This is a genomic window from Glycocaulis abyssi, assembly GCF_041429775.1.
Taxonomy (GTDB): domain Bacteria; phylum Pseudomonadota; class Alphaproteobacteria; order Caulobacterales; family Maricaulaceae; genus Glycocaulis; species Glycocaulis abyssi.
This window is the reverse complement of record NZ_CP163421.1, coordinates 591,558-611,606: the sequence shown is the minus strand read 5'-3', so window position 1 is coordinate 611,606 and position 20,049 is coordinate 591,558. Positions and strand designations below refer to the sequence as shown.

The following is a 20,049-nucleotide window of genomic DNA, read 5'->3' as shown; positions in this document are numbered from 1 at the left end:
CTCAGCATGAGGGAGCCAGATGTTTTTTGCCCTCATCCTTGCGGACGCGGTGGCGCTCGAAGGACGAGGGCAAAGACAGCCTCTGGCCCCGGCTCTCCCTGCGGTCGGCCGGGAGTTCAGGGTATGGACCTACCGCACCGGTTCCGGCTTGCGTTTCGCGCCGGACTTGCCCTTGCCCTGCGGCTTGATGCGGTCGCCGGGGATGATCTCGAAATCGAGCCGGTCCTCGTCGGCGGCATCAACATCGACCTTCACCACACCGCCCTTGCGCAGCTGGCCAAACAGGATTTCGTCGGCCAGAGGCTTCTTGATGTGCTCCTGGATCACGCGGCCCAGCGGACGCGCGCCGAACTTCTCGTCATAGCCACGCGCCGCCAGCCACGCCTTCGCAGGCTCGGTCAGCTCGAAGGTGACGCCCCGGTCTGTCAGCTGGGCTTCCAGCTCCAGCACGAACTTCTCCACCACGCGGGCGACGACATCCTGTTTCAGGCCGGCAAAGCCGATCACGGCGTCCAGCCGGTTGCGGAATTCCGGCGTGAACAGCTTTTCAATCGCCGCCGTGTCCTCGCCCTCCCGCTTGCCCCGGCCAAAGCCGATGGCCTCCTTGGCGGCATCAGACGCACCCGCATTGGTGGTCATTATGAGGACCACATTGCGGAAATCGATCTTCTTGCCGTTGGCATCGGTCAGCTCGCCATTATCCATGACCTGCAGGAGAATATTGAAGATATCCGGGTGCGCCTTCTCGATCTCGTCCATCAGGAGGACCGAGTGCGGATGCTGGTCGACCGCATCGGAGAGCTGGCCGCCCTGATCGTAGCCGACATAGCCTGGAGGCGCGCCAAGCAGGCGGCTCACCGTGTGGCGCTCCATATACTCGCTCATGTCAAAGCGCAGGAGCTCCACGCCCAGTACCGAGGCCAGCTGGCGGGCAACTTCGGTCTTGCCGACACCGGTGGGGCCGGAGAAGAGGTAGCAGCCAATCGGCTTTCTCGGCTCGCGCAGGCCCGCACGGGCGAGCTTGATGGCGCTGGAGAGTTTCGAGATAGCCTCGTCCTGGCCGAACACGACGCGTTTGAGCGAGACATCGAGATCTTTCAGCACCCGCTCGTCAGATTTGGACACCGATTTGGCCGGAATGCGCGCGATCTTGGCGACGACCGTCTCCACTTCCTTTACGCCAATCGTCTTTTTGCGCTTGGACGGCGCCACGAGGCGCATGGAGGCACCGGCCTCGTCGATCACATCGATGGCCTTGTCCGGCAGCTTGCGGTCGCCGATATAGCGATCAGACAGCTCCACCGCGCTTTTCAGCGCCTCATTGGTGAAGCGCACATCGTGGAAATCCTCGAAATAGGGTTTGAGCCCCTGCAGGATCTTGATGGCGTCGGCGACGCTGGGTTCCACCACATCAATCTTCTGGAAGCGGCGGGCGAGCGCCCGGTCCTTCTCGAAATGCTGGCGATATTCCTTGTAGGTCGTTGACCCCATGCAGCGCAGCGATCCGGACTGCAGGGCCGGTTTGAGAAGATTCGACGCATCCATCGCCCCGCCAGAGGTCGCGCCCGCGCCGATGACGGTGTGAATCTCGTCGATGAACAGCACGGCGTTGGGCCGCGCCTCGAGCGCCTTGACCACCTGCTTGACGCGTTCCTCGAAATCGCCCCGGTAGCGCGTGCCAGCCAGCAGCGCGCCCATATCGAGCGAATAGATCGTCGCCTCTTCGAGCACTTCGGGCACATTGCCTTCCACGATCAGGCGGGCCAGCCCTTCCGCGATGGCCGTCTTGCCCACGCCCGGATCGCCGACCAGAAGCGGGTTGTTCTTGCGGCGGCGGCAGAGAATCTGCACGCAGCGCTCCACCTCTGCGGCGCGCCCGATCAGCGGATCAACGCTGCCCGCTTTCGCCTTGGCGTTGAGATCAACGCAATAGGCGGCCAGCGCATCATCCTTGTCCTCGGCCGCGTCCTCATCGGCCTCGTCAGCGCCCGTGGGGCGGCGGCTCTCGTCCGCGCCCGCCTTCTTGGCAATACCGTGGGAGATGAAATTGACCGCGTCATAGCGGGTCATGTCCCGCTCGGCCAGGAAGTAGGCCGCGTGGCTCTCGCGCTCGGCAAAGAGCGCGACCAGCACGTTCGCGCCGGTCACTTCCTCACGGCCCGAATTCTGGACATGGATCACGGCGCGCTGGATGACGCGCTGGAAACCGGCCGTGGGCTTGGCGTCATCATCATTATCGATGACCAGGCTCGCCAGCTCGTTATCGACATAATCGCCGAGCGTGGTGCGCAGCTCCTCCACATCGACATCGCAGGCGCGCATCACCGCTGCGGCATCCTCGTCATCGCAGAGGGCCAGCAGCAGATGCTCCAGCGTCGCGAATTCGTGCCGGCGCTCATTGGCCGCCGTCAGCGCGATATGCAGGCTTTGCTCAAGGGCAGGCGAAAATGATGGCACGGGACTAGTCCTTTTCCATGGTGCACTGGAGAGGATGCTGTGCCCGGCGTGCCGCGTCCATAACTTGCGCCACCTTGGTCTCAGCTACCTCGTAGGTAAAAACGCCGCAAACCCCCACCCCATTCTGGTGAACATGCAGCATGATGCGAGTCGCGTCTTCCTGGTCCTTGTGAAAAATCACCATCAGAACCTGAATGACGAATTCCATCGGCGTAAAGTCGTCATTGAGCAGCAAGACCTTGTACATGGACGGGCGCTCGGTACGCGGGCGCGTTTTCACGGTAATGCCCGTCTGGCGCTCCGTGTCGCCCGGTCCCGGCGCCGACGGCCCCTTTGGTCCCGATGGTTTGCGCGGGTCCGTCATGCCCATTCGCCGTTTCGCCTCACCTGGTACGCCTCTTCCGGCAGAGCTTCGCTCGTCTGCAAGATTAAATAGGCATGCGGGGGCCAGTGAGAAGCCCCTTCGCGCGGCTTGTTAACAGTGCGCTGTGGCGGAGGGCGGCTCGCAACGCATTTTTGAAGGGGGCTTGGTGAGCCGCCGGGGCTCGAACCCGGTGTGTCCGCGCGCGACGACCGTCAGCGCCCGGACGACAACGAGACTAAGACGCCCTCGACATCTAACCAGCAGCTTTATGAGCTTTTTGTTCCGCATAATAGTCCAGTCCGAGATAGACTTTCTGTGTTGCGCGAGCAAATTCGTCCAAATTCCTAAAGGTGTGGAAATCGTCGAATTGATCGAAAGGCGCCCCGGCCTTCTTCCAAGCCAACCCGACAGAAAAATCAGCAAACAATTCACGTCCGGTAACAATCACGACCTGGGCACGCATTTTACCTTTGACGCTTTCCCACCCCCACCGAGTAAGTTCGATGAGCAAGCATTTTTCCTTTTCCGAAAGCGTATCCTTCAGCATCGAGACGACCACTACCGATCCGGGTAGCTTACTAGCAACCAGCTTTAGCCCCTCCACATCGTCTAAGGTAATCTGGGCAAAGCTCTTCGATTCACCGAAAACAAACCGAGGCTCCTCTCGCTGCCTAAACAGCGCCTCGTCGCCAATCCAAAACGCGAAATCAATCTCACGAGGAAAATTTCTATTTTCACTAAATAGTTTTAAGGCGGCGGAATAAGTCATTTCCATGTCTGAAGACGGAAAGAGTTTTTGTTTGAACATATTTAGGGTTAGCGCGACGCAATAAGAGCCTTCTGCATAATTTGGCACACTGAAGGGACCGATTACTCGGTATCGCCAATTCCTAGAAGTTTCCCCTTGCGGAAAATCAAATTGCTTCAGGCATCGCTCACAATGAACTTCATAATTGACGTCATCAAGACCATACCAGTTGCCATGGTCGCAATGGGGACACTTCGTGCTAAGACCCAACTTGATAACACGCCGCTTTGTAAACTCCTCCAAGGATACGCTCGGCAGTCGGTCTTTACCCCTCTGGGCAATCAACTTTTGCCAATCCTCAAATGATGCTGTCCGGCCCTCAAACTGATGTTTCACGACGTCATCGCCCGTGCCTTTTGACACCTCTTTCATAGCCATCTTGTTTAACAATTGGAGCGTATTTTCATCCGCAATTAGATGCGTAGCCCACAGTCCACCAAGTCTTCCTATCATCTGGCGTGCAATCCGTCCGGCACTGGACAGCTCGGCCCGAAGCCCTCGACGCGCCAGCCATTCGCTTATCGCCTGCGTTCCGTCTTGTAACACCATCCAAGCCGGTAAGTCCTTGTGTTCTAGACCGAGCACCCAGCCTTCCCGTGTCACCATCGTTCGTCCCAGCGAACCGAGAGTGAGCCGCGGCTTAGAGCGGTCTTCAAGATTGGTTGGCAGGGTCAACGCCAGCGCATCGGAACCGTGGCAGTTGAGATTTATAACGTTAACCCAGCGATGACGACCGCCTCCGTACCGGGAAGCAAATGGCGGATCGAGAGTATCGAACCTGACTTCGCCCCCGTCCGTAACCGCCGCATCGATTGTTGCGCTTCCCGCTGTGAAGCCATGGCGCTCGCACGTTGGGCCAAATGGTTCCGTAGGAACCTTCGGATGCCGAACCTCGCCAATGTAGAATGATCCATTCGGGCAGGCCGAAAAATGCTTGTTCACAAGTGCTGCAATCCCATCTTTCTTGATGCTTCGGCCAAAATAGAGCTCGCTATGGAACTTCATACCGGACGGGTTGTTTGGAATTGGGCGATGATTTCGCCTGATCATTTCCACCAAGGCCTCGGCAAGCTCATCGAGCCAGCAAAGCGGCACAGGATAGACCGGCGAAGCGAACAGACGTTTGTTCCAATAGTCGATCAGGTCCACCGGCTTTGTATGATCGAAGATGAAAAAGCTTAGGTCACCATAACCTCGAGGTGCCAACTCGATTTTGTGATTGGTGGGAGAGAAGGGAACTGTCGCTCCGCGTTCAAAGACTTCGAACCAGTGTTGAGGGCCAACATCAACGGCAACCGGCTCGAAAACCTCTTCGTAAATGCATTGAAAGCCCTGGGCGCCTTCCTCTTTCGGGAACGCACCAAACATAGCCTCAACAATTGAGCTGTGTGATGTCTCATTAAAAATTAAAGACGGGCTCTGATCGCGTAATACGAAACGTCGCTGGGATTCGTAGATATCTCGATAGGCGTCTGTCACAGAAAGGCCGAAGCTCAATTCAGGGCGGTGCTCAACCTCCTTCGTGAAAAATTCGTCTAGGTGAATTAGCTGGCTTTGATGTCGGTCGGCACCAAACTCTTCATAGCCGATCGATTCCGCGAGTCCGGGCGCAGCCTCAACAAGCACATCGGGCTCGAAAAAGGTCATGTAGTCCCTCGCTACTTCGCGAGCAGTCCGTCTCAACGCTTTATGTTCGGCGCGCCAGCACGGCGGATAGGGGCCTACAGGGATTATTGGATTTGCACGCCCACCCCAGAGACACGACGCCCAGCGCATGATGCGGCTTAGAGCAGCAGCATCACTGGGCCTGACGAGAAAGCCTATGCGGGTCGGGCGCAGTGAGACGCTACCAGTAACTCTGAGGGATTTCTGACCGGGCATGATTCACACCACAGCAGAAATGCTCTCTCGCCGCCAGCTAACATTTTCGGAAAGTAGGGGTGGACAATGCGCCCGTTCTACATGCTGTTTATTCGCCCGCTCAGCGGGGCCTCCGACGCTGCAGCGTGCCGGTTTGGTCTACCGAAACGTGTCTGTACTCAGGGCTTCTGCCTTTGCCTGCATCCGCCAAATACACGTCCCTTTCGGCCCGCCTGCTCCCATATCCAATCAGCCGCGCCTACGCAGCAGGCAGCGCCGATTTGTCTTTTTAATGTGATTGAAATTCTTGGTGAGCCGGCCGGGGCTCGAACCCGGGACCTACTGATTAAAAGTCAGTTGCTCTACCAGCTGAGCTACCGGCTCTCATCAAGAGTGCGCGTAGATATAGAGGCCCGCACCGCCGGTCAAGGCAGTCAGGTGCGTGATGCACGCGCGTCAGGCAGGCTGTTTGCCATGGCTTTGCCATGATGGGAAGCCAACGTTTGCGCGAGGGAGGACCGGGACGATGAGATTTGCGCTTGTTGCGGCCATGTGCGGGGCGTGCCTTTCCGGGCTGGGTGCCTGCAACACCTCACGCGAGACGTTCGATGAGGCGGCAGGGCGCACCATGCCGGCGGCTTATGATGCGCTGGGCGCGCCGCGCGAGCGTCCCGGAGCCGTGATGGTGGAGGAAGGCGAGCGCACCGTCCCCACGCCCTATGGCGGCTCTGGCGCACGCCGGGTGTGCTCCACTGTGGCCACCGATATCGCCCGCCTGACAGCCGTGCTCGGCCCTGACCGCGAGCAGCCCCCAGCGCCCGATGAAACGGAGGAGGAAGCGCGCGAGCGCTCCATGTGGGATTCGGGCCAGGACCTGCTGGCACGCGCGCCGGACGCGGCGCAGGACGCCGCCGTAGACGCCTATTATTCGGCCATTGTGGGACTGAACCCGGTCCGGCCCGTTGCCCGCTTCGTGCAGAATTCGGCGCGTATCGAGGCACAGGCGCGCGCCCAGCGCGAGATGGCGTGGTCAAGACGTGCCTATTTGCGCGGCCTGTTTGACGGCTATGGCTGCAACCGGCGCATTCTGGAGCAGACCTTCATCCGCTATGGCCTTGCTGATGATGCGTCAGCAGCGCAGTAGCGCTGCCGCTCTGCAATCGGGGTGCGCGGGGCGCATTGCACCACAGGGTCTCCCACGTTATCAGCATGGTTAACGCGGCAGCGCCCCGCCCTTGCCGCCCGGCGATCCAGACAAATCCGACTGAAAGCAGGCTAGACTGATGGCTGACGATATTGCCTTCGAGCTCTCTCACGAGCGCAGGCTGATAATCATCACCTACCCTGAGCACGCCGGTACCAGCGCTATCCGCAAACTGATATCGATCGCGGACGAAGGCGTCATGCCCGAAGGCTTCAACGCCCTGCTGGACTTTTCCGCCACGCGGTCGATCGATTTTCCTGTCGAAGCGATGATCGAGCTGTCCATGGTCCGGCGCCGTCACCTGCCTTACCGGCCAAACGAAGTGCGCAAGACGGCCTATCTGCGCGCGCGGCCCGCGCTGCGAGACGTGCTCGATGCGTGGGAGAGCTTCTTCTACGAAGATCCGCCCGCCCTCATCTTCCGCCATTTCGATGATCGCGAGGCGGCGCTTGAGTGGCTGACCGAGCGCTAACCACCCTCCCTGCGGGGAACCTGCAGACAGAGTTAACCGTTTCTCTCATGTTGATACGCCCGGAAATCCCGTGGCGGATCAGAAGGGAGAGATGAAGATGAAACGCATTCTTGTGACGACAGTTGTCATCGCGTCCTTCGCGGGCGCTGCCCACGCCCAATTGCCCGATGTCACCGGTCAGGTCACCGGTACGGTCAACCAGACCACGGACGCCCGGCTGGGCGTGCTCGGCAGCGAAGCGATGATCGACCAGCGCACCGGGCTTGGCATCGATACCCGCCTGACCGGCCAGCTGGACCGCGCCTTGCCGCGCCATGACCGCACGGCAGCCAATGCGGCGCTGCGCACCCAGCTGGAAACCGAGTCGCGCGCCTATGTGCGCGCCAGCACGCCGAACGCCCCGCGCGCAAGGGCCAGCGCCCGCGTCCACTACGCTCCGGTGCGGGTCTATACCCGTGATGGCTATTATGCCGGCCATGTGTACCGCACGCGCCGGTCCTCGGGGCAGTATCATGTGGTGATCCGCCCTGAGGGCAGCACGCGCACGCATGCGGTGCTGGCCAGCGACGCGGCCTTTGATGCCAGCGCCAATGCCATCGTTCTGGCGGCCACGCAGGCCGAGCTGAACTCACAGCTGAATATCAACCGCTAGCAATAGCGCCTGCAATCCAGCTTCCAGCGGCCTCCCTTTAGCGGAGGCCGCTTTTTATTGGCGCTTGCCCGTGCCCTCTTCCCAGCGGGAAAGGAATTCGGCGCGGAACGCCTCGAACCGGCCTTCAGAGATAGCCGCGCGCATGCGCGCCATCAGATCCTCGTAATAGGCGACATTGTGCCAGGAGAGGATCATGGAGCCGAGATATTCTCCCGCCCGCACCAGGTGATGCAGATAGGCTTTCGAGTAGTCGCGGCTCGCCGGGCAGTCGACCGCCTCATTGAGCGGGCTTTCATCCTCCGCATATTGCGCATTCTTCAGATTGAACGGGCCATAGTCCGACCAGGCCTGACCATGGCGGCCTGAGCGGGTCGGCATCACGCAGTCAAACATGTCGATCCCGCGCGCCACGGCCTCAACGAGGTCAATCGGACGGCCCACCCCCATCAGATAGCGCGGGCGATCCTGTGGCAGGTGCGGCATTGTCACGTCCAGCACGCTGCACATCATTTCAAAGCCTTCGCCCACCGCGAGCCCGCCGACAGCATAGCCGTCAAAGCCGGTCTCCATCAGGGCTTCCGCCGATTGCTGGCGTAAATCCGGATAGACCGAGCCCTGCACGATGCCAAAGAGGTTCTGGGTAGCGCGCTCCCCGAACGCTTGCCTGGAGCGCCGCCCCCAGCGGATGGACAGCTCCATGGATTTCGCCGCCGCATCGCGCTCGCAAGGGAAGGGCGTGCATTCATCCAGCTGCATGGAGATATCGGCGCCGAGGAGGTCTGCCTGAATCTCGATAGAGCGCTCAGGGGTCAGCATGTGCTTTGAGCCATCGATATGGCTTTTGAAGGCGACGCCCTCCTCGCTCATCTTGCGCAGGCCCGCCAGCGACCAGACCTGAAACCCGCCAGAGTCAGTCAGGATCGGCCCGTTCCAGCGCATGAAATGATGCAGGCCGCCAAGGCGCTTTACCCGCTCTGCACCGGGGCGCAGCATCAGGTGGTAGGTATTGCCCAGAAGTATGTCCGCGCCTGCCTGCCTTACCTGATCGGGATAGAGCGCCTTTACTGTCGCTGCCGTCCCCACCGGCATGAAGGCGGGCGTGCGGATATCCCCGCGCGACGTTTTCAGGGTGCCGGTGCGCGCCTGGCCATCGACGGCGGCGATCTCAAAGGGAAAACTGGCCATGTGAGTCGGATGTCCTGATGCGGCGGGAAGGTGGAACGGATGAGCTGGAAAGACGAAATTGACGAGTTGCGCAAGCGTCAGGCGCTGACACGCGCGATGGGCGGGCCGGAAAAACTGGAGCGCCAGCGCGCGGCAGGGCGGCTGAATGTGCGCGAGCGCATCTCCCTTCTATCCGATGAGGGCAGCTTTCGCGAGATCGGCTCCATCGCAGGCACAGCGAGCTATGATGAGGATGGAAACCTTACCGGCCTGATGCCTGCCAACTGCGTCTTTGGCCGCGCTAAAGTGCGTGGCCGCGACGTGGTGCTGGTGGCAGACGATTTCACCGTGCGCGGCGGGGCGGCCGACGCGGCCATCGTTGAAAAGCAGATTCAGGCCGAGGCGATGGCGCGGGATTTACGCCTGCCTATCGTGCGCCTGATCGAAGGCACGGGCGGCGGCGGCTCGGTCAAATCCATTCTCGACATGGGCGCCACTTACGTGCCCTTCAATCCGGCCTGGGATCTGGTGGTGGAGAATCTGGAGACCGTCCCTGTGGTCTCGCTGCTGCTGGGACCGGTGGCGGGGCTTGGTGCCGCGCGCGCCGTCTCCAGCCATTATTCGGTGATGGTGCACGGCCAGGCGCAGATGTTCGTCGCCGGGCCGCCAGTGGTGGCGGGCATTGGCGAGGACGTCACCAAGGAGGAACTGGGCGGTGCGGACATCCAGCTCGCCGCTGGCGCGGTCGATGACGCCTTTGCCAGCGAGGCCGAAGCGATGGAGGCCGCGCGCTGGTTCCTCTCCTATCTGCCAAACTCCGTCCACGAACTGCCCGCGCGCACCACGCCATCAGATGATCCCGCCCGCACCGATCCAGCGCTGTCGGCAATCGTCCCGCGCGACAAGCGCTACGCTTATGACATGCACGCCATCCTCGCCTCGACGATGGACAAGGGATCGGTTTTCGAGATGGGCCGCAATTTCGGCCAGTCCGTCATCACCGCCTTTGCGCGGCTGGATGGCTGGCCGGTCGCCGTTATCGCGTCGAACCCCAAAGTCTATGGCGGCGGGTGGACCGCCGAATCCGCCCAGAAACTGATCCGCTTCATCGATCTGGCCGAAACCTTCCGCCTGCCGATTGTCCATTTCGTGGACATACCCGGCTTCGTTATCGGCACGCGCGCTGAACGCGCCGGGACCATCCGCCATGGCGCGCGGGCGCTCGCCGCGCTTTATCAGGCGAGCGTGCCCATGTGTGCCATCATCGTGCGCAAAGCCTTTGGCGTCGCGGGCGCCGCCATGATGAACCATACCGGCTTCCGTTATCGCTATGCCTGGCCGTCGGGCGACTGGGGCTCCCTGCCGCTTGAAGGCGGGGTGGAGGCAGCGTTCAAGGCAGCGCTGGAAACAGCCGAAGACCCCGCCGCGATGAAGGCGGAACTCTCCCGCCAGATGCGCGCCTTCTCCTCACCCTTCAAGACGGCGGAACGCTTCTGGGTGGAGGAGATTATCGACCCAGCCGAAACCCGGCCCCTGCTGACCGAGTTTGCGAGGCTCTCTGCGCCTTTACGCGAACGGGGGGATAAAAAGCCACGTTATCGGCCTTAGGGGGTGTTCCGCTTCCCCAAACTCCAAACACTGTCATCCTCCGGCCGAGCGGCAGCGAGGTCCGGGGGACCCATGCCTGCAACGAACCCGCTAGCTCCAAGCTCTCAGGCATGGATCACCCGCATGCGCGGGTGATGACAGCTTTTGGGATGGCCATTGACCTGTCCACCGGGGTCCCCCGCCTCGACGGGGGACCCAGATATCAAAGCTGGGTTCCCGCCTGCGCGGGAACGACGAAGGAGATGAGCAGGCCGCCGGGGATTGATGCCTACTCACGCGCGTTTCACCGGCAAAAGCCGGTGCCCAGCCAAGTTCTCCTTCTGGACCCCGACTTTCGTCGGGGAAACGCAGAAAAAAGGGAGCGTTGAGTGATACCGGTTTCCCGGCGCGCAGCGCCGAAAAGCGCGACTGCGCGCCCGCGACTTTTCGCGGAATATCGCAACGCGGATGCGTTGCGGAACTAAAGAGGCATGGGTTCCCCGGACGGCTACGCCGCCAGAGAATGACAATGGGGAGGAGCTAGAAGATATAAATAATTCCAACATCTTGCAAATCTTACCAGCTTCGTCAGATGCAACACGGCACGCTTTGAGAGACGGTCCCTTCCGTTAGCTCCTTTGGGGAGTGAGAAGGAGACCTGAGATGAAACGCATCCTCTTTGCCGGGCTGGCCATGGCCGCCCTTTCCACGCCCGCCCTTGCCCAGCAGGGCCAGGTGATCCGCGCCGGTGATACCGCGCTTTCCTGCCGCGAAGTGATCGTGGAAGCCAATGCTGCCGCCGAAGTGCTGGGCGGTGCGCCGGAAGGCGGTGTTTTCGACTCCACCTATGCGACGGAGGCTGCAACCGGCCTCGCGCAGCAGGCCGCGCTGATGTCAGGAGCGGGTCGGGCCATTCCCGGCATCGGCGCGGTCGGCGGGTTCATGCGTCAGCGGGCGCAACAGCGTGAAGCCGAACTCGCCGCCCAGCGCGAGATCGCCGAGAAGCGCTGGTACTGGCTGTCGGGCCTCTATGAAGGGGGGCAGTGCGACAGCGTGCTGCGCGCCGAAGCCGAGGCGGCAGCTATTGCAGAGCAGGCTGCTGCACAGCCGGAAAGTGATGAGCCGGTCTATCAAATGGGCGATCCGGCAGAAGAGTAAGTCCCTCCTCTTCGCACGGCGCAGGCGCGCTGCCTTCAGTCCGGGCGTCCCCGGTTGCGGCTGAAGGCAGCGCGCAGCGCGTTCATGGCCTCGCGGGACAGCGTGACATTCATGCCGGTTTCGCGCGTCTCGTAGGCGTCCCAGCCGCTGGGCCAGCGCCACGCCGCCCAGTTCGCGCCAGCGCTTTCCAGCGCGGCGATGCGGGTCTGGAAATAGCGGCCCAGATCAGGCGCGTGCAGCGCCGCACCAAACTCCAGACAGGCCCAGCGCGGATAGCCAGCCATCGCCTCTGCCAGATGGCGGCCATCATCATTGAGGCGGACGCCGGCGCGCGCGCCCTGATGGGTGTATTCCCACGGCGCATAGTCATGCACATTGATGATTGTATGCGCAGATGCGCTCTGCATCGCACCTAGCGCCTCTGCCCTCGCCCAGCGGTCCGGGCTGAGGATGAGCGGCACGCCCGAAGACTGCGGCCAGCCACGGTCAATCGCGGCGGCCATGGCGGGCCAGACAGACGGATGGCCCAGATCGCTGCCATTGGGTTCGACCATCGCCAGAATGCCCGCCAGCGCCGGGTGCGAGCCAAAGCTGCGCGCGGCATGCAGGCACATGGCCACCCAGGCGGCCTGTGCCTCCTCATCACGCCAGAGCGAATTGTTCAGCAGGCGGCGCGGATACCAGTCATCATCGGGGTGAAAGGCAAAAGCGCTGCGCCCCGGCCCGGTACGAAAGCCGATAACCGTGTAGAGACCGGCGCGCTGGCACATCTCCAGCCAGCGCCCGATATGGTCCTCAATCGCCGGGTCAACGCCAAAGCGGCCCGTTTCGGCGAACACGCCCGCGCCAGACCAGACGGCCAGATTGGCGCCTGCCTCGGCCAGCGAATCCAGCGCTGCCTGTGACACGGGCGCGCCCAGCAGTCCCGGCCCCAGAAATGTTGTGCCATCGAGCTCAGGATAGACGCGCCGCTGGGAAAAGACGGCACCGCGCAAATGCGGCCCGGTTGTATTGTCCCACAAGGCCAGGCGGCCAGACGGTGATGGATCGTAGGAGGCAAGGCGCAGGCCCGCGGGCGCGAACGCGGCGCTGAACGCCGCCCCGCCAGATGCCAGCAGATTGCGCCGCGTCGTCATGCCACCCTGAACGCGGTGAGCCGGTCAATGCGCCGGAAAGCCCGGCCGGGAAGCGTGGAGATCGGCCCCAGCGGCAGGCGCTCGGCCGCGTCCTCGATTTGGCCGGCCAGCTGCCGCGCGGCACCCAGAAGTGATGGCGCGGCGACATAGCCCGACGCCAGCGGAAACTGCCAGCTGGCCAGCTCGCGTTTGAAGTCGTACTCGCCAGGCCCAAGATGGATTTCTCTCAGGCCCTCACCCGACAGCGTCCGGGCGATTTCGGTAAGCAGGTTCAGCCCCGGCCCCAGCTTTGAAAATTCCGGGTCATAGACCGGGAACCAGTAGTGCAGGACGGTGCCGGAACGCATGCCCACATGAGCGGCGGCAAGCTCGCCGTTGACCTCAAGGCTCGATACCAGCCCGGACGCATTGTCCAGCCCGCCCTTGACGAGCGTATCGATCAGCTTGCGGGTCCAGTCGACCGAGAACACGTCGAAATGGCTGGTGCGCCGGTACTGGCGTGATTTCCATTCCATCGCTTTTTCAAGGACTTCGGGGCGCTCGTCCTGAATGCGGAATTTGAAGCTGGCTGTTTCCTCTTCCAGCTTGCGGCGGCGCGCACGCAGATTGCGGAAAGCCTTTGGCTCCACCGCGCTGCGTGTTTCGACCCACGCGTCATAACCCGCAGACAGATCAATGACCCAGGAACCGTCAACCAGCTGCGCATGGTCGCGGAACGCGGCTTGAGTGCCGATCGCGCCGAAGAAATCGAACACTTTCAGACCGGCAGCTTTCAGGACAGCCTCAAGGTCGAAACGGGCGCCCGGCGCGGCGATAAAGCCATGATGGTCGCTCAGCGGTCCGCCCAGCGGCCGGGCATGGCCCAGCGCGCCCTTGTGAAAGGGAAGAAAGCCCTTGATCTCGCTGCCCTCACGGATCACGAGCACGCGGGTATCGCGCCGCACGGCGGCCATGGCATCGAGAAATCCGAGTGAGAAATACGGGCTGGCAAGGCTCGCGTCTGCCGCCTGAAAGCTGCGCCAGAGATCGCGCTCTGTCTGGCCAAGCGACTGGGCGCGGCATGTCTCGACTTGCATCATTCGCCGTCCCCTCAGATAGGCGCGCTCATGCTGCACCTGACCCATTCCGGAACGGTTTTATACGCTCCAGCCGGTTAAGGCGCTTCTTAAGGCTTGTTATGCATGCTGCGTTCCGCTGCGGCTCCGGCATCGGGCTTGCTAGCAAACACACGATGTAGCGCACCGGAACGCCTGATAATGCTGAACCGCCATCTGCTGACCTATCTGCCGGTCTATGCCGCGCAAATCCTTGTCGGATTTGGCAGCGTGGTGGTGTTCACCCGCGTCCTGTCACCGGAGGAGTATGGCCGCTACACGCTCGTTCTGGCGGGCGCACTGCTCATCCAGACGCTTGTCTTCACCTGGCTGGACGCCGCCGTGGCGCGCCACCATGCGCGCGCGACCGCCAGAGGCCGCCTCGGCGGACATCTCGCGACCGCTTTCTCGATCTATGGCGCGCTGGCGCTGGCAAGCCTTGTCATCTTCGGCGGGGCTATCGCGTTTGCGCCCGTCAGCACCGAAATGAAGACGGTGTGCGCGTTCGCGCTGGTCTCACAGGTGCTGCGATCAGCCATGATGATCGCACTCGAAACACGCCGCGCCGAAGGCGAGGCTGTGCGCTTTGCGCTGCTGGAAAGCTTCATCCTCAGCACCGGTTTCGGCCTTGGCGTGGTGTTCATTCTGGCAGGCGGGATGGGGCCTGCAGGCCCGTTCGCAGGCATGGCGCTGGCGTGCGTGGTGGCCATACTGATCGACATTCCGGTGCTTCTCTCCAAGGCCAAGCGCGACCGGGCGGGACCGCGCCGGGCGGTGCGCTTCTTTGCCTATGGTGCGCCTGTGGCGGTGTCGCTGGTGTTTGAACACCTGCTCTCCACCGGAGACCGTTTCGTCATTGCGGCGCTGATGGGCGAGGCTGCGACGGGTGCCTATGCCGCCGGGTACGGCATTACCGACCGCTCTCTGAACATCATCTTCATCTGGCTGGGCATGACGGCCGGGCCGCTGGCCATCAAGGCGTTCGAGCATGAAGGGGCCGAGGCCGCGCGCGCTGTGCTGCGCCAGGCCGCCGGCCTGATGGGTCTGATCGCGATTCCCGCTGCGACCGGCATCGCGCTTCTGTCAGAGCCCTTCGCCCGGCTTCTCATCGCCGAAAGCCTGGCCGGGGCCGCCGCGCCCATCATGCCGCTGATTGCGCTGGGCGCGATGCTGAACGGCTTCATGACCTATGTTTTCCATGAGAGCTTCGTGATCGGGCGCAAGCCGAAAGTCATGGCTGGCCTGATGGCAGGCAGTGCGGCGCTGAACCTGGCGCTGAACCTCGCCCTGATCCCGATATTGGGCCTGATCGGTGCGGCGCTGGCCACGGTTCTCTCCTACGCCATTGCGCTGGCCGCGTGCGTGGTTATGGGCCGGGGTATATTCCGGCTCTCCCTGCCCATTGATGACTGGGTGAAGGCCGCTACGGCCAGCGTCATCATGGCCGCAGCGCTGATGGCCCTGCCGGTACCGGAAGCCGCCTTCGCGCATCTGGCACTGCACGTGCCTGTAGGCGTGCTGGTCTACGCGATTGTGGCCCTAACGCTGGACGTTGCCGGGTGCCGCAGCGTGTTCGTGATGCCCGCCATGCGCCGCCTCCAATGGAGGGGCGCATGAGCGCGCCCTTCCTCTCTGTCCTCATCCCCTTTCACGGGGATGACCCGTCTGCCCTGCTGGACGCCCTGCTGGCGCAGGCCGGACCGGACATGGAAATCATCCTGTTTGATGATGGCTCGCCCGCAGCAGATGTATTCGAGCGCCTCTCCGCGCATCCCGGCGTTCTGGCAGGCAAGGCGCGCGCGCTCCGCTCAGAGACGAACCTGCAGCGCTCCGGCGCGCGCAATGCGCTGGCCGGGGCGGCAAAGGGCGAATGGCTGCTCTTTCTGGACGCCGATATGGAGCTGCCGGACGGCTTTCTCTCCTGCTGGCAGGCATTGCTCGAAAGCGCGGAGTTTGATGCGGCCTATGGCGGCTATCTCGTGCCGGAGACCAAGGCAGGCCAGTTCGCCGTTCATGCTGCCCTCGCCCGCGCCGGCGATGTCGACGACGCCGCAGCGCGCGCCAAACGCGGGGCATCGGCCTTCGCAGGCTCCAACATGGCAGTGCGGGCAAGCCTGATGGCCAGCACGCCGTTTGACGAAACCTATCGCGGCTGGGGCTGGGAGGATGTGGACTGGGCGGTGCGGGCCGCCAGGTCCGGCAGGCTGGCCCATATCGACAATCCGGCGGGCCATGGCGGATTGCAGAGCGTTGACCGGCTGCTGGCCAAGTTTGCCGAGGGCGGCGTCAATTATGCCCGCTTCCTCGCCCGCCATCCCGATCAGGCAAGCCTGCCCGGCGCGCGTCTCGCACGCCTGCTGGCGCAGTGGCGGCTGTCTGGTCCTGTGCAGGCGCTGGCACCGGCCCTGTCGCGGGCCAGCACCCTGCCGACCCGCGCGCGCGTACTGGCGCTGAAAGCCTACAAGGCAGCGTGCGCGGCAGCAGCCCTGAAGGAGGTGACGCCATGAGCGATATCTACCAGCCCGCAGGCGGTCTGTTTGGCAAGGTGCGCCGTCTGGCAGCACGCGCAGGCGTAAGGCGGCCGATCGGCGTGGCCATCAACGAGCCCATCGTCTCCTTCACCTTTGATGATTTCCCGCGCTCTGCCGCGCTCAACGGCGCGCCCATGCTGGAAAAGCGCGGCTGGCGAGGCACTTTCTACACCGCCATGGGTTTTCTCGGCACGACCACGCATCTGGGCGAGATGATGCAGCGGGCCGACATCGAGGCGCTGCACGCACGCGGCCACGAGATTGCCTGCCACACCTACGCCCATCTCGATGCCAGTCATTGCGAGGCGGACATTTTCGCAGACGATTGCGAGCGCAATTGCGCCGAGCTGATGGATCTGGGCATTCTGCGCCCGCGCACCAGCTTTGCCTTTCCCTATGGAGAGGCGAGCCCGGCCATCAAGCGCGCCCTGCAGCCACGCTATGGCGCGCTGCGCGGGGTGCGCCACGGCATCAACCGCAAGGGCGATGACATGAACCTGCTAAAGGCGGTGGCGCTGGATGGCGGGAAGGCCGGTCTGGACAAGGCGTTGCGGGCCATTCACGAGGTAAGGCGCGAACCGGGCTGGCTGATCTTCTATGGCCATGATGTGCGCGAAAACCCGTCCGAATGGGGTTGCACGCCGGACTTTCTGGCGACCATCTGCGCGGAAGTGGACGCGCAGGACCTGCCCGTGCTGACGGTTGGCGAGACCCTCTCAATGCTGTCAGGCACGCCTGCCAGGATCACGGCATGAGCGAAGACGCCTCCGTCAGCGTGCTGATCCCCACTTTCCGCAGGGCCGAAGGGCTGGCCCGGGCGGTGGCGAGCGTTCTGGCGCAGACCCGCCTGCCCGATGAAATCATGATTGTGGACAATGATCCGGCAGGAAGCGCGCGCGATATGGCCAGCCAGCTCACAGAAGGTTCGCCGGTTGCGATCCGCTATGTTCACGAGCCGCGCCCCGGCGTCGCGAATGCCCGCAATACCGGGTTCGCCACGGCCACGGGACGCATAATCGCCCAGCTGGATGATGATGAGGCAGCTACACCGCAATGGCTGGAAAGCCTGCTGGCTACACGCAGTGCCATGGATTGCCCCATCGTGTTCGGGCCGGTCACGCCGCTGGCAGTGGATGCAGCGCCAACCGCGCGGGCCTTTCTGGAACGCCTCTATGCGCGCACCGGCCCAGACCACGACGCCTTGCGCACCCGCGACTGGGGCTGCGGCAATTCCCTGATCGACCGGGCCGCGGCGACTCTGCCCGATCCGCCCTTTGATGTGCGCACCAATGAGATGGGCGGCGAGGACGATCTTCTGTTCGTTGCATTGCAGGATGCGGGCGTGCGTTTTGCCTGGTCAGCGGGCGCCGAAGTGATCGAGCATGTGGAGGACAAGCGCGCGCGCTGGCCGCACATGCTGGCGCGCAGCTTCGCCTATGGTCAGGGTGCCAGCCAGAACTGCATTCATGGCTCGAAAGTCGATTATCCCGCCCTGCTGGGCTGGATGGCGGTCGGTCTGGGACAGGCAATGGTGTTTGGTCTAGCAGCCCTGCCTGCGCGCCTGGCCGCCGGGCCTGGGGCCGGCGCAGCCTGCCTCGACAAGGCCGTGCAGGGCTTTGGCAAGCTGTTCTGGATGGAAGGCCTTGCGCCGCGCTTTTACGGCGCGGCCTCGCGCGGCTGAGCCAGTTTCGCCGCCGTTGCGGTGAACATCACCCACATGAGCGAATTCTGCTCGGCGAGATTGCTCTCGGAAAAACTGATCAGCCCCCACATGACGAGGAAGGGCAGCGCCCAATAGGTCTCATTGCCCCGGAACAGGCGCATGACCGCGCTGCCCAGCGCGCCAGCGTAAGCAATCAGGGCAATGCCCACCCCGACAAGTCCGGTGGCGAGCGCGGTCTCTATCCAGCCATTATGCGCCGTCGGCACAGGCCAGCTTGTTTCCAGCCGCACCCAGTGCGCCGGCCCCAGCTCCACCTGCCAGAAAACGCCATAGCCAAAACCCAGCAGCGGGCGCTCACGTATCTGGCGGAACAGCGCCTCCCAGATGTCTGTCCGGCCGGTGAAGGTCGCATCGCGGCCCAGCGCTTCGAGCAGGACACCGGGGCCGATCACCAGCACCAGAATGCCCAGTGATACCCCCACAACACCTGCCATTATGGCAATCGCGGATGAGGCCGCATCCCGGCGCGCCATCGCGATCATGCCCGGCCCGGCAATCGCGATGAAGCTCGCCAGCAGCGCCGTGCGCGAGGTGGAGAGCAGGACCAGAGCCAGCGCGGGGATCACGAGGGCCAGCCAAAGCATGCGGCGCTTTGCATCGAACGCCGCTGCGCCCACAAAGGCCAGCACGGCCCAGCCCATCATCGCGCCCAGCGTATTCTTCTCCCACCACAGGCCGCGCCACGCGCCGGGATGGACTTCCTGCATCACGCCAAAGCTTGGCACCAACGCCCCGGCTATCGCGCTGCCAATCAACAAAATGGCAAAGCTGACCGCCAGAATGGTCAGGAGAGACTTCCAGTCGAAACGCGATGCCAGCCACAGGCCGAACAGGGTCGTCATGGCCAGCGCCAGCGCGCGGCGCGAGGTGATGTCCGGATCGATCGACCAGAAGGTGGACAGTCCGGCCAATACCGCCAGCAGCACGAGCGGCCAGGCCCTGAGCGCCGTCTCCAGAAAGGCCAGAGGGCGCATGGCGATCAGGATGAGGGTCACACCGTAAACCGGCAGCCAGACCAGACGCAGCGCCTCTGCCGCATCCGGCTTTAGCGGATCAACCAGCAATGGCCCCAGCAGGGCCTGCGAAAACAACAATATGGCCAGAACCGCCAGCGCCGCTTCCAGCAAGGGCAGGAAGGTCAGGCGGGGAAAGGCCGAGCGCCAGATATCCGCCCGGTGGAGCGCGTTCATTGCGCGGCTCCCCTCGCCTCACCCTGCCAGTCATGGGCGCGGTTCACGATCACGCCCAGCACTTTTGCGCCCAGCTTTTCGATATGGGCCGCGAGGCGTTCGGCATCGGCCCGCTTGTCGCGGCGCGCATTGGCCACAAGGATGACGCCATCAAGATCAGGCGCGACAGCGGCTATGGCCGGTGAGCCATGCGGCACATCAACTACGCTAAGCGGAGCCATGGCGCGCAATTGCTGCCAGTAGCCCGGCGCGCGCTTGTAGACGAGTCGCTCCATCTCACCGGGCTTGTGCTGGAAACGCGTAACCAGCACATAGGCCGCTTCCAGCTTGCGCAGCACGAGACGCCCCGTTCCGGCCGGTTCTGCTGCCCAGAACGGTTCGGCGCCGATTTCGGTGGAATAGGCCGAGCCATTGAGCCGCGCCCGGCTGGCCTGCGGGTTATTGGCAAAATCGAGATCCACCAGCCAGACCGGCCCGCCGGTTTCCACCGCAGCCGCGCGCGCCAGCCCGGCGGCGACGCTGGACGTACCGGCCTTGGCAGTGATGCCGAGCATCATCACGGCTTTGCCCGGCGCCCCGGGAGGGGCCAGCCTGCGTGCCAGATCGGCAAGCTCTGTGGCGAACGGATTCACGCCGTCTGTCTCCGCTA

Annotated in this window: 17 protein-coding genes and 1 tRNA gene; 9 read left to right on the top strand and 9 right to left on the bottom strand. The window is 63.1% G+C overall.

Annotated features, from left to right (window positions below; all coding sequences use genetic code 11):
- Positions 1–129: 129 nt before the first annotated feature.
- The 4 genes from clpA to AB6B38_RS03060 form a co-directional block, all read right to left on the bottom strand.
- Positions 130–2,457 carry an ATP-dependent Clp protease ATP-binding subunit ClpA gene (gene clpA, locus AB6B38_RS03075; protein ID WP_371394272.1) on the bottom strand — a complete coding sequence of 776 codons (2,328 nt, stop codon included), beginning with the start codon at positions 2,455–2,457 and terminating at the stop codon, positions 130–132.
- A 4-nt stretch (positions 2,458–2,461) separates the two neighbouring features.
- Positions 2,462–2,821: an ATP-dependent Clp protease adapter ClpS gene (gene clpS, locus AB6B38_RS03070; protein WP_371395063.1), complete on the bottom strand. Its 360-nt coding sequence runs from the start codon at positions 2,819–2,821 to the stop codon at positions 2,462–2,464.
- 253 nt (positions 2,822–3,074) lie between these two features.
- On the bottom strand, positions 3,075–5,276 hold the full coding sequence (locus AB6B38_RS03065; protein WP_371394270.1) for a hypothetical protein: 2,202 nt from the start codon (positions 5,274–5,276) through the stop codon (positions 3,075–3,077).
- 521 nt (positions 5,277–5,797) lie between these two features.
- Positions 5,798–5,873: transfer RNA gene (locus AB6B38_RS03060), tRNA-Lys, on the bottom strand.
- Positions 5,874–6,015: 142 nt separating this feature from the next.
- Between AB6B38_RS03060 and AB6B38_RS03055 the strand changes: the two genes are divergently transcribed.
- The 3 genes from AB6B38_RS03055 to AB6B38_RS03045 all read left to right on the top strand — a co-directional run bounded on the left by AB6B38_RS03055 (position 6,016) and on the right by AB6B38_RS03045 (position 7,817).
- Positions 6,016–6,633 (top strand): hypothetical protein, encoded by a 618-nt coding sequence (locus tag AB6B38_RS03055; RefSeq protein ID WP_371394268.1) that lies wholly within the window; start codon positions 6,016–6,018, stop codon positions 6,631–6,633.
- A gap of 139 nt (positions 6,634–6,772) precedes the next feature.
- Positions 6,773–7,165 carry a hypothetical protein gene (locus AB6B38_RS03050; protein WP_371394267.1) on the top strand — a complete coding sequence of 131 codons (393 nt, stop codon included), beginning with the start codon at positions 6,773–6,775 and terminating at the stop codon, positions 7,163–7,165.
- Positions 7,166–7,262: 97 nt separating this feature from the next.
- Entirely contained in the window at positions 7,263–7,817 is a 555-nt protein-coding gene (locus AB6B38_RS03045; protein ID WP_371394266.1) for a hypothetical protein, read from the top strand.
- Positions 7,818–7,871: 54 nt separating this feature from the next.
- Here the strand turns inward: AB6B38_RS03045 and tgt are convergent, their stop codons facing one another.
- Positions 7,872–9,002 carry a tRNA guanosine(34) transglycosylase Tgt gene (gene tgt, locus AB6B38_RS03040; protein ID WP_371394265.1) on the bottom strand — a complete coding sequence of 377 codons (1,131 nt, stop codon included), beginning with the start codon at positions 9,000–9,002 and terminating at the stop codon, positions 7,872–7,874.
- Between the two features lie 39 nt (positions 9,003–9,041).
- On the opposite strand from tgt, the gene AB6B38_RS03035 reads away from it, so the two are divergent.
- Together AB6B38_RS03035 and AB6B38_RS03030 are read left to right on the top strand one after the other, a co-directional pair.
- Positions 9,042–10,589, top strand: coding sequence for an acyl-CoA carboxylase subunit beta (locus tag AB6B38_RS03035; RefSeq protein WP_371394264.1), 1,548 nt, complete (start codon positions 9,042–9,044; stop codon positions 10,587–10,589).
- A 642-nt stretch (positions 10,590–11,231) separates the two neighbouring features.
- A complete protein-coding gene (locus AB6B38_RS03030; protein WP_371394263.1) occupies positions 11,232–11,726 on the top strand; it encodes a hypothetical protein in 495 nt (164 codons plus the stop codon).
- A gap of 35 nt (positions 11,727–11,761) precedes the next feature.
- On the opposite strand, the gene AB6B38_RS03025 is transcribed toward AB6B38_RS03030, so the two are convergent.
- Together AB6B38_RS03025 and AB6B38_RS03020 are read right to left on the bottom strand one after the other, a co-directional pair.
- Positions 11,762–12,862: a hypothetical protein gene (locus AB6B38_RS03025; RefSeq protein WP_371394262.1), complete on the bottom strand. Its 1,101-nt coding sequence runs from the start codon at positions 12,860–12,862 to the stop codon at positions 11,762–11,764.
- Positions 12,859–13,941: a GNAT family N-acetyltransferase gene (locus AB6B38_RS03020; RefSeq protein ID WP_371394261.1), complete on the bottom strand. Its 1,083-nt coding sequence runs from the start codon at positions 13,939–13,941 to the stop codon at positions 12,859–12,861. Before AB6B38_RS03020 ends, AB6B38_RS03025 begins: the two co-directional genes overlap by 4 nt.
- Before the next feature lie 177 nt (positions 13,942–14,118).
- On the opposite strand from AB6B38_RS03020, the gene AB6B38_RS03015 reads away from it, so the two are divergent.
- From AB6B38_RS03015 to AB6B38_RS03000, 4 genes are read left to right on the top strand one after another with little or no spacing between them, the layout of a single operon-like run.
- Positions 14,119–15,573, top strand: a complete 1,455-nt coding sequence (locus AB6B38_RS03015; protein ID WP_371394260.1) for a polysaccharide biosynthesis C-terminal domain-containing protein — start codon at positions 14,119–14,121, stop codon at positions 15,571–15,573.
- Positions 15,570–16,463: a glycosyltransferase family 2 protein gene (locus AB6B38_RS03010; protein WP_371394259.1), complete on the top strand. Its 894-nt coding sequence runs from the start codon at positions 15,570–15,572 to the stop codon at positions 16,461–16,463. Before AB6B38_RS03015 ends, AB6B38_RS03010 begins: the two co-directional genes overlap by 4 nt.
- Positions 16,460–17,242: a polysaccharide deacetylase family protein gene (locus AB6B38_RS03005; protein ID WP_371394258.1), complete on the top strand. Its 783-nt coding sequence runs from the start codon at positions 16,460–16,462 to the stop codon at positions 17,240–17,242. Before AB6B38_RS03010 ends, AB6B38_RS03005 begins: the two co-directional genes overlap by 4 nt.
- Positions 17,239–18,168, top strand: coding sequence for a glycosyltransferase family 2 protein (locus AB6B38_RS03000; RefSeq protein ID WP_371394257.1), 930 nt, complete (start codon positions 17,239–17,241; stop codon positions 18,166–18,168). Before AB6B38_RS03005 ends, AB6B38_RS03000 begins: the two co-directional genes overlap by 4 nt.
- On the opposite strand, the gene AB6B38_RS02995 is transcribed toward AB6B38_RS03000, so the two are convergent.
- Entirely contained in the window at positions 18,144–19,400 is a 1,257-nt protein-coding gene (locus AB6B38_RS02995) for an O-antigen ligase family protein (protein WP_371394256.1), read from the bottom strand. The genes AB6B38_RS03000 and AB6B38_RS02995 overlap by 25 nt on opposite strands.
- Positions 19,397–20,032, bottom strand: coding sequence for a hypothetical protein (locus tag AB6B38_RS02990; RefSeq protein WP_371394255.1), 636 nt, complete (start codon positions 20,030–20,032; stop codon positions 19,397–19,399). The genes AB6B38_RS02995 and AB6B38_RS02990 overlap by 4 nt, the downstream gene beginning before the upstream one ends.
- Positions 20,033–20,049 lie beyond the last annotated feature (17 nt).

Excerpts from the sequence above, each read along its gene's own strand:
- AB6B38_RS03030 (WP_371394263.1), top strand. The coding sequence starts at position 11,232 with ATGAAACGCATCCTCTTTGCCGGGCTGGCCATGGCCGCCCTTTCCACG.
- AB6B38_RS03035 (WP_371394264.1), top strand. The coding sequence starts at position 9,042 with ATGAGCTGGAAAGACGAAATTGACGAGTTGCGCAAGCGTCAGGCGCTG.
- AB6B38_RS03050 (WP_371394267.1), top strand. The coding sequence starts at position 6,773 with ATGGCTGACGATATTGCCTTCGAGCTCTCTCACGAGCGCAGGCTGATA.
- AB6B38_RS02995 (WP_371394256.1), bottom strand. The coding sequence starts at position 19,400 with ATGAACGCGCTCCACCGGGCGGATATCTGGCGCTCGGCCTTTCCCCGC.
- AB6B38_RS03020 (WP_371394261.1), bottom strand. The coding sequence starts at position 13,941 with ATGATGCAAGTCGAGACATGCCGCGCCCAGTCGCTTGGCCAGACAGAG.
- clpS (WP_371395063.1), bottom strand. The coding sequence starts at position 2,821 with ATGACGGACCCGCGCAAACCATCGGGACCAAAGGGGCCGTCGGCGCCG.
- AB6B38_RS03045 (WP_371394266.1), top strand. The coding sequence starts at position 7,263 with ATGAAACGCATTCTTGTGACGACAGTTGTCATCGCGTCCTTCGCGGGC.
- AB6B38_RS03015 (WP_371394260.1), top strand. The coding sequence starts at position 14,119 with ATGCTGAACCGCCATCTGCTGACCTATCTGCCGGTCTATGCCGCGCAA.
- AB6B38_RS03025 (WP_371394262.1), bottom strand. The coding sequence starts at position 12,862 with ATGACGACGCGGCGCAATCTGCTGGCATCTGGCGGGGCGGCGTTCAGC.
- tgt (WP_371394265.1), bottom strand. The coding sequence starts at position 9,002 with ATGGCCAGTTTTCCCTTTGAGATCGCCGCCGTCGATGGCCAGGCGCGC.
- AB6B38_RS03000 (WP_371394257.1), top strand. The coding sequence starts at position 17,239 with ATGAGCGAAGACGCCTCCGTCAGCGTGCTGATCCCCACTTTCCGCAGG.
- AB6B38_RS03010 (WP_371394259.1), top strand. The coding sequence starts at position 15,570 with ATGAGCGCGCCCTTCCTCTCTGTCCTCATCCCCTTTCACGGGGATGAC.
- AB6B38_RS03055 (WP_371394268.1), top strand. The coding sequence starts at position 6,016 with ATGAGATTTGCGCTTGTTGCGGCCATGTGCGGGGCGTGCCTTTCCGGG.
- AB6B38_RS03065 (WP_371394270.1), bottom strand. The coding sequence starts at position 5,276 with ATGACCTTTTTCGAGCCCGATGTGCTTGTTGAGGCTGCGCCCGGACTC.
- AB6B38_RS03005 (WP_371394258.1), top strand. The coding sequence starts at position 16,460 with ATGAGCGATATCTACCAGCCCGCAGGCGGTCTGTTTGGCAAGGTGCGC.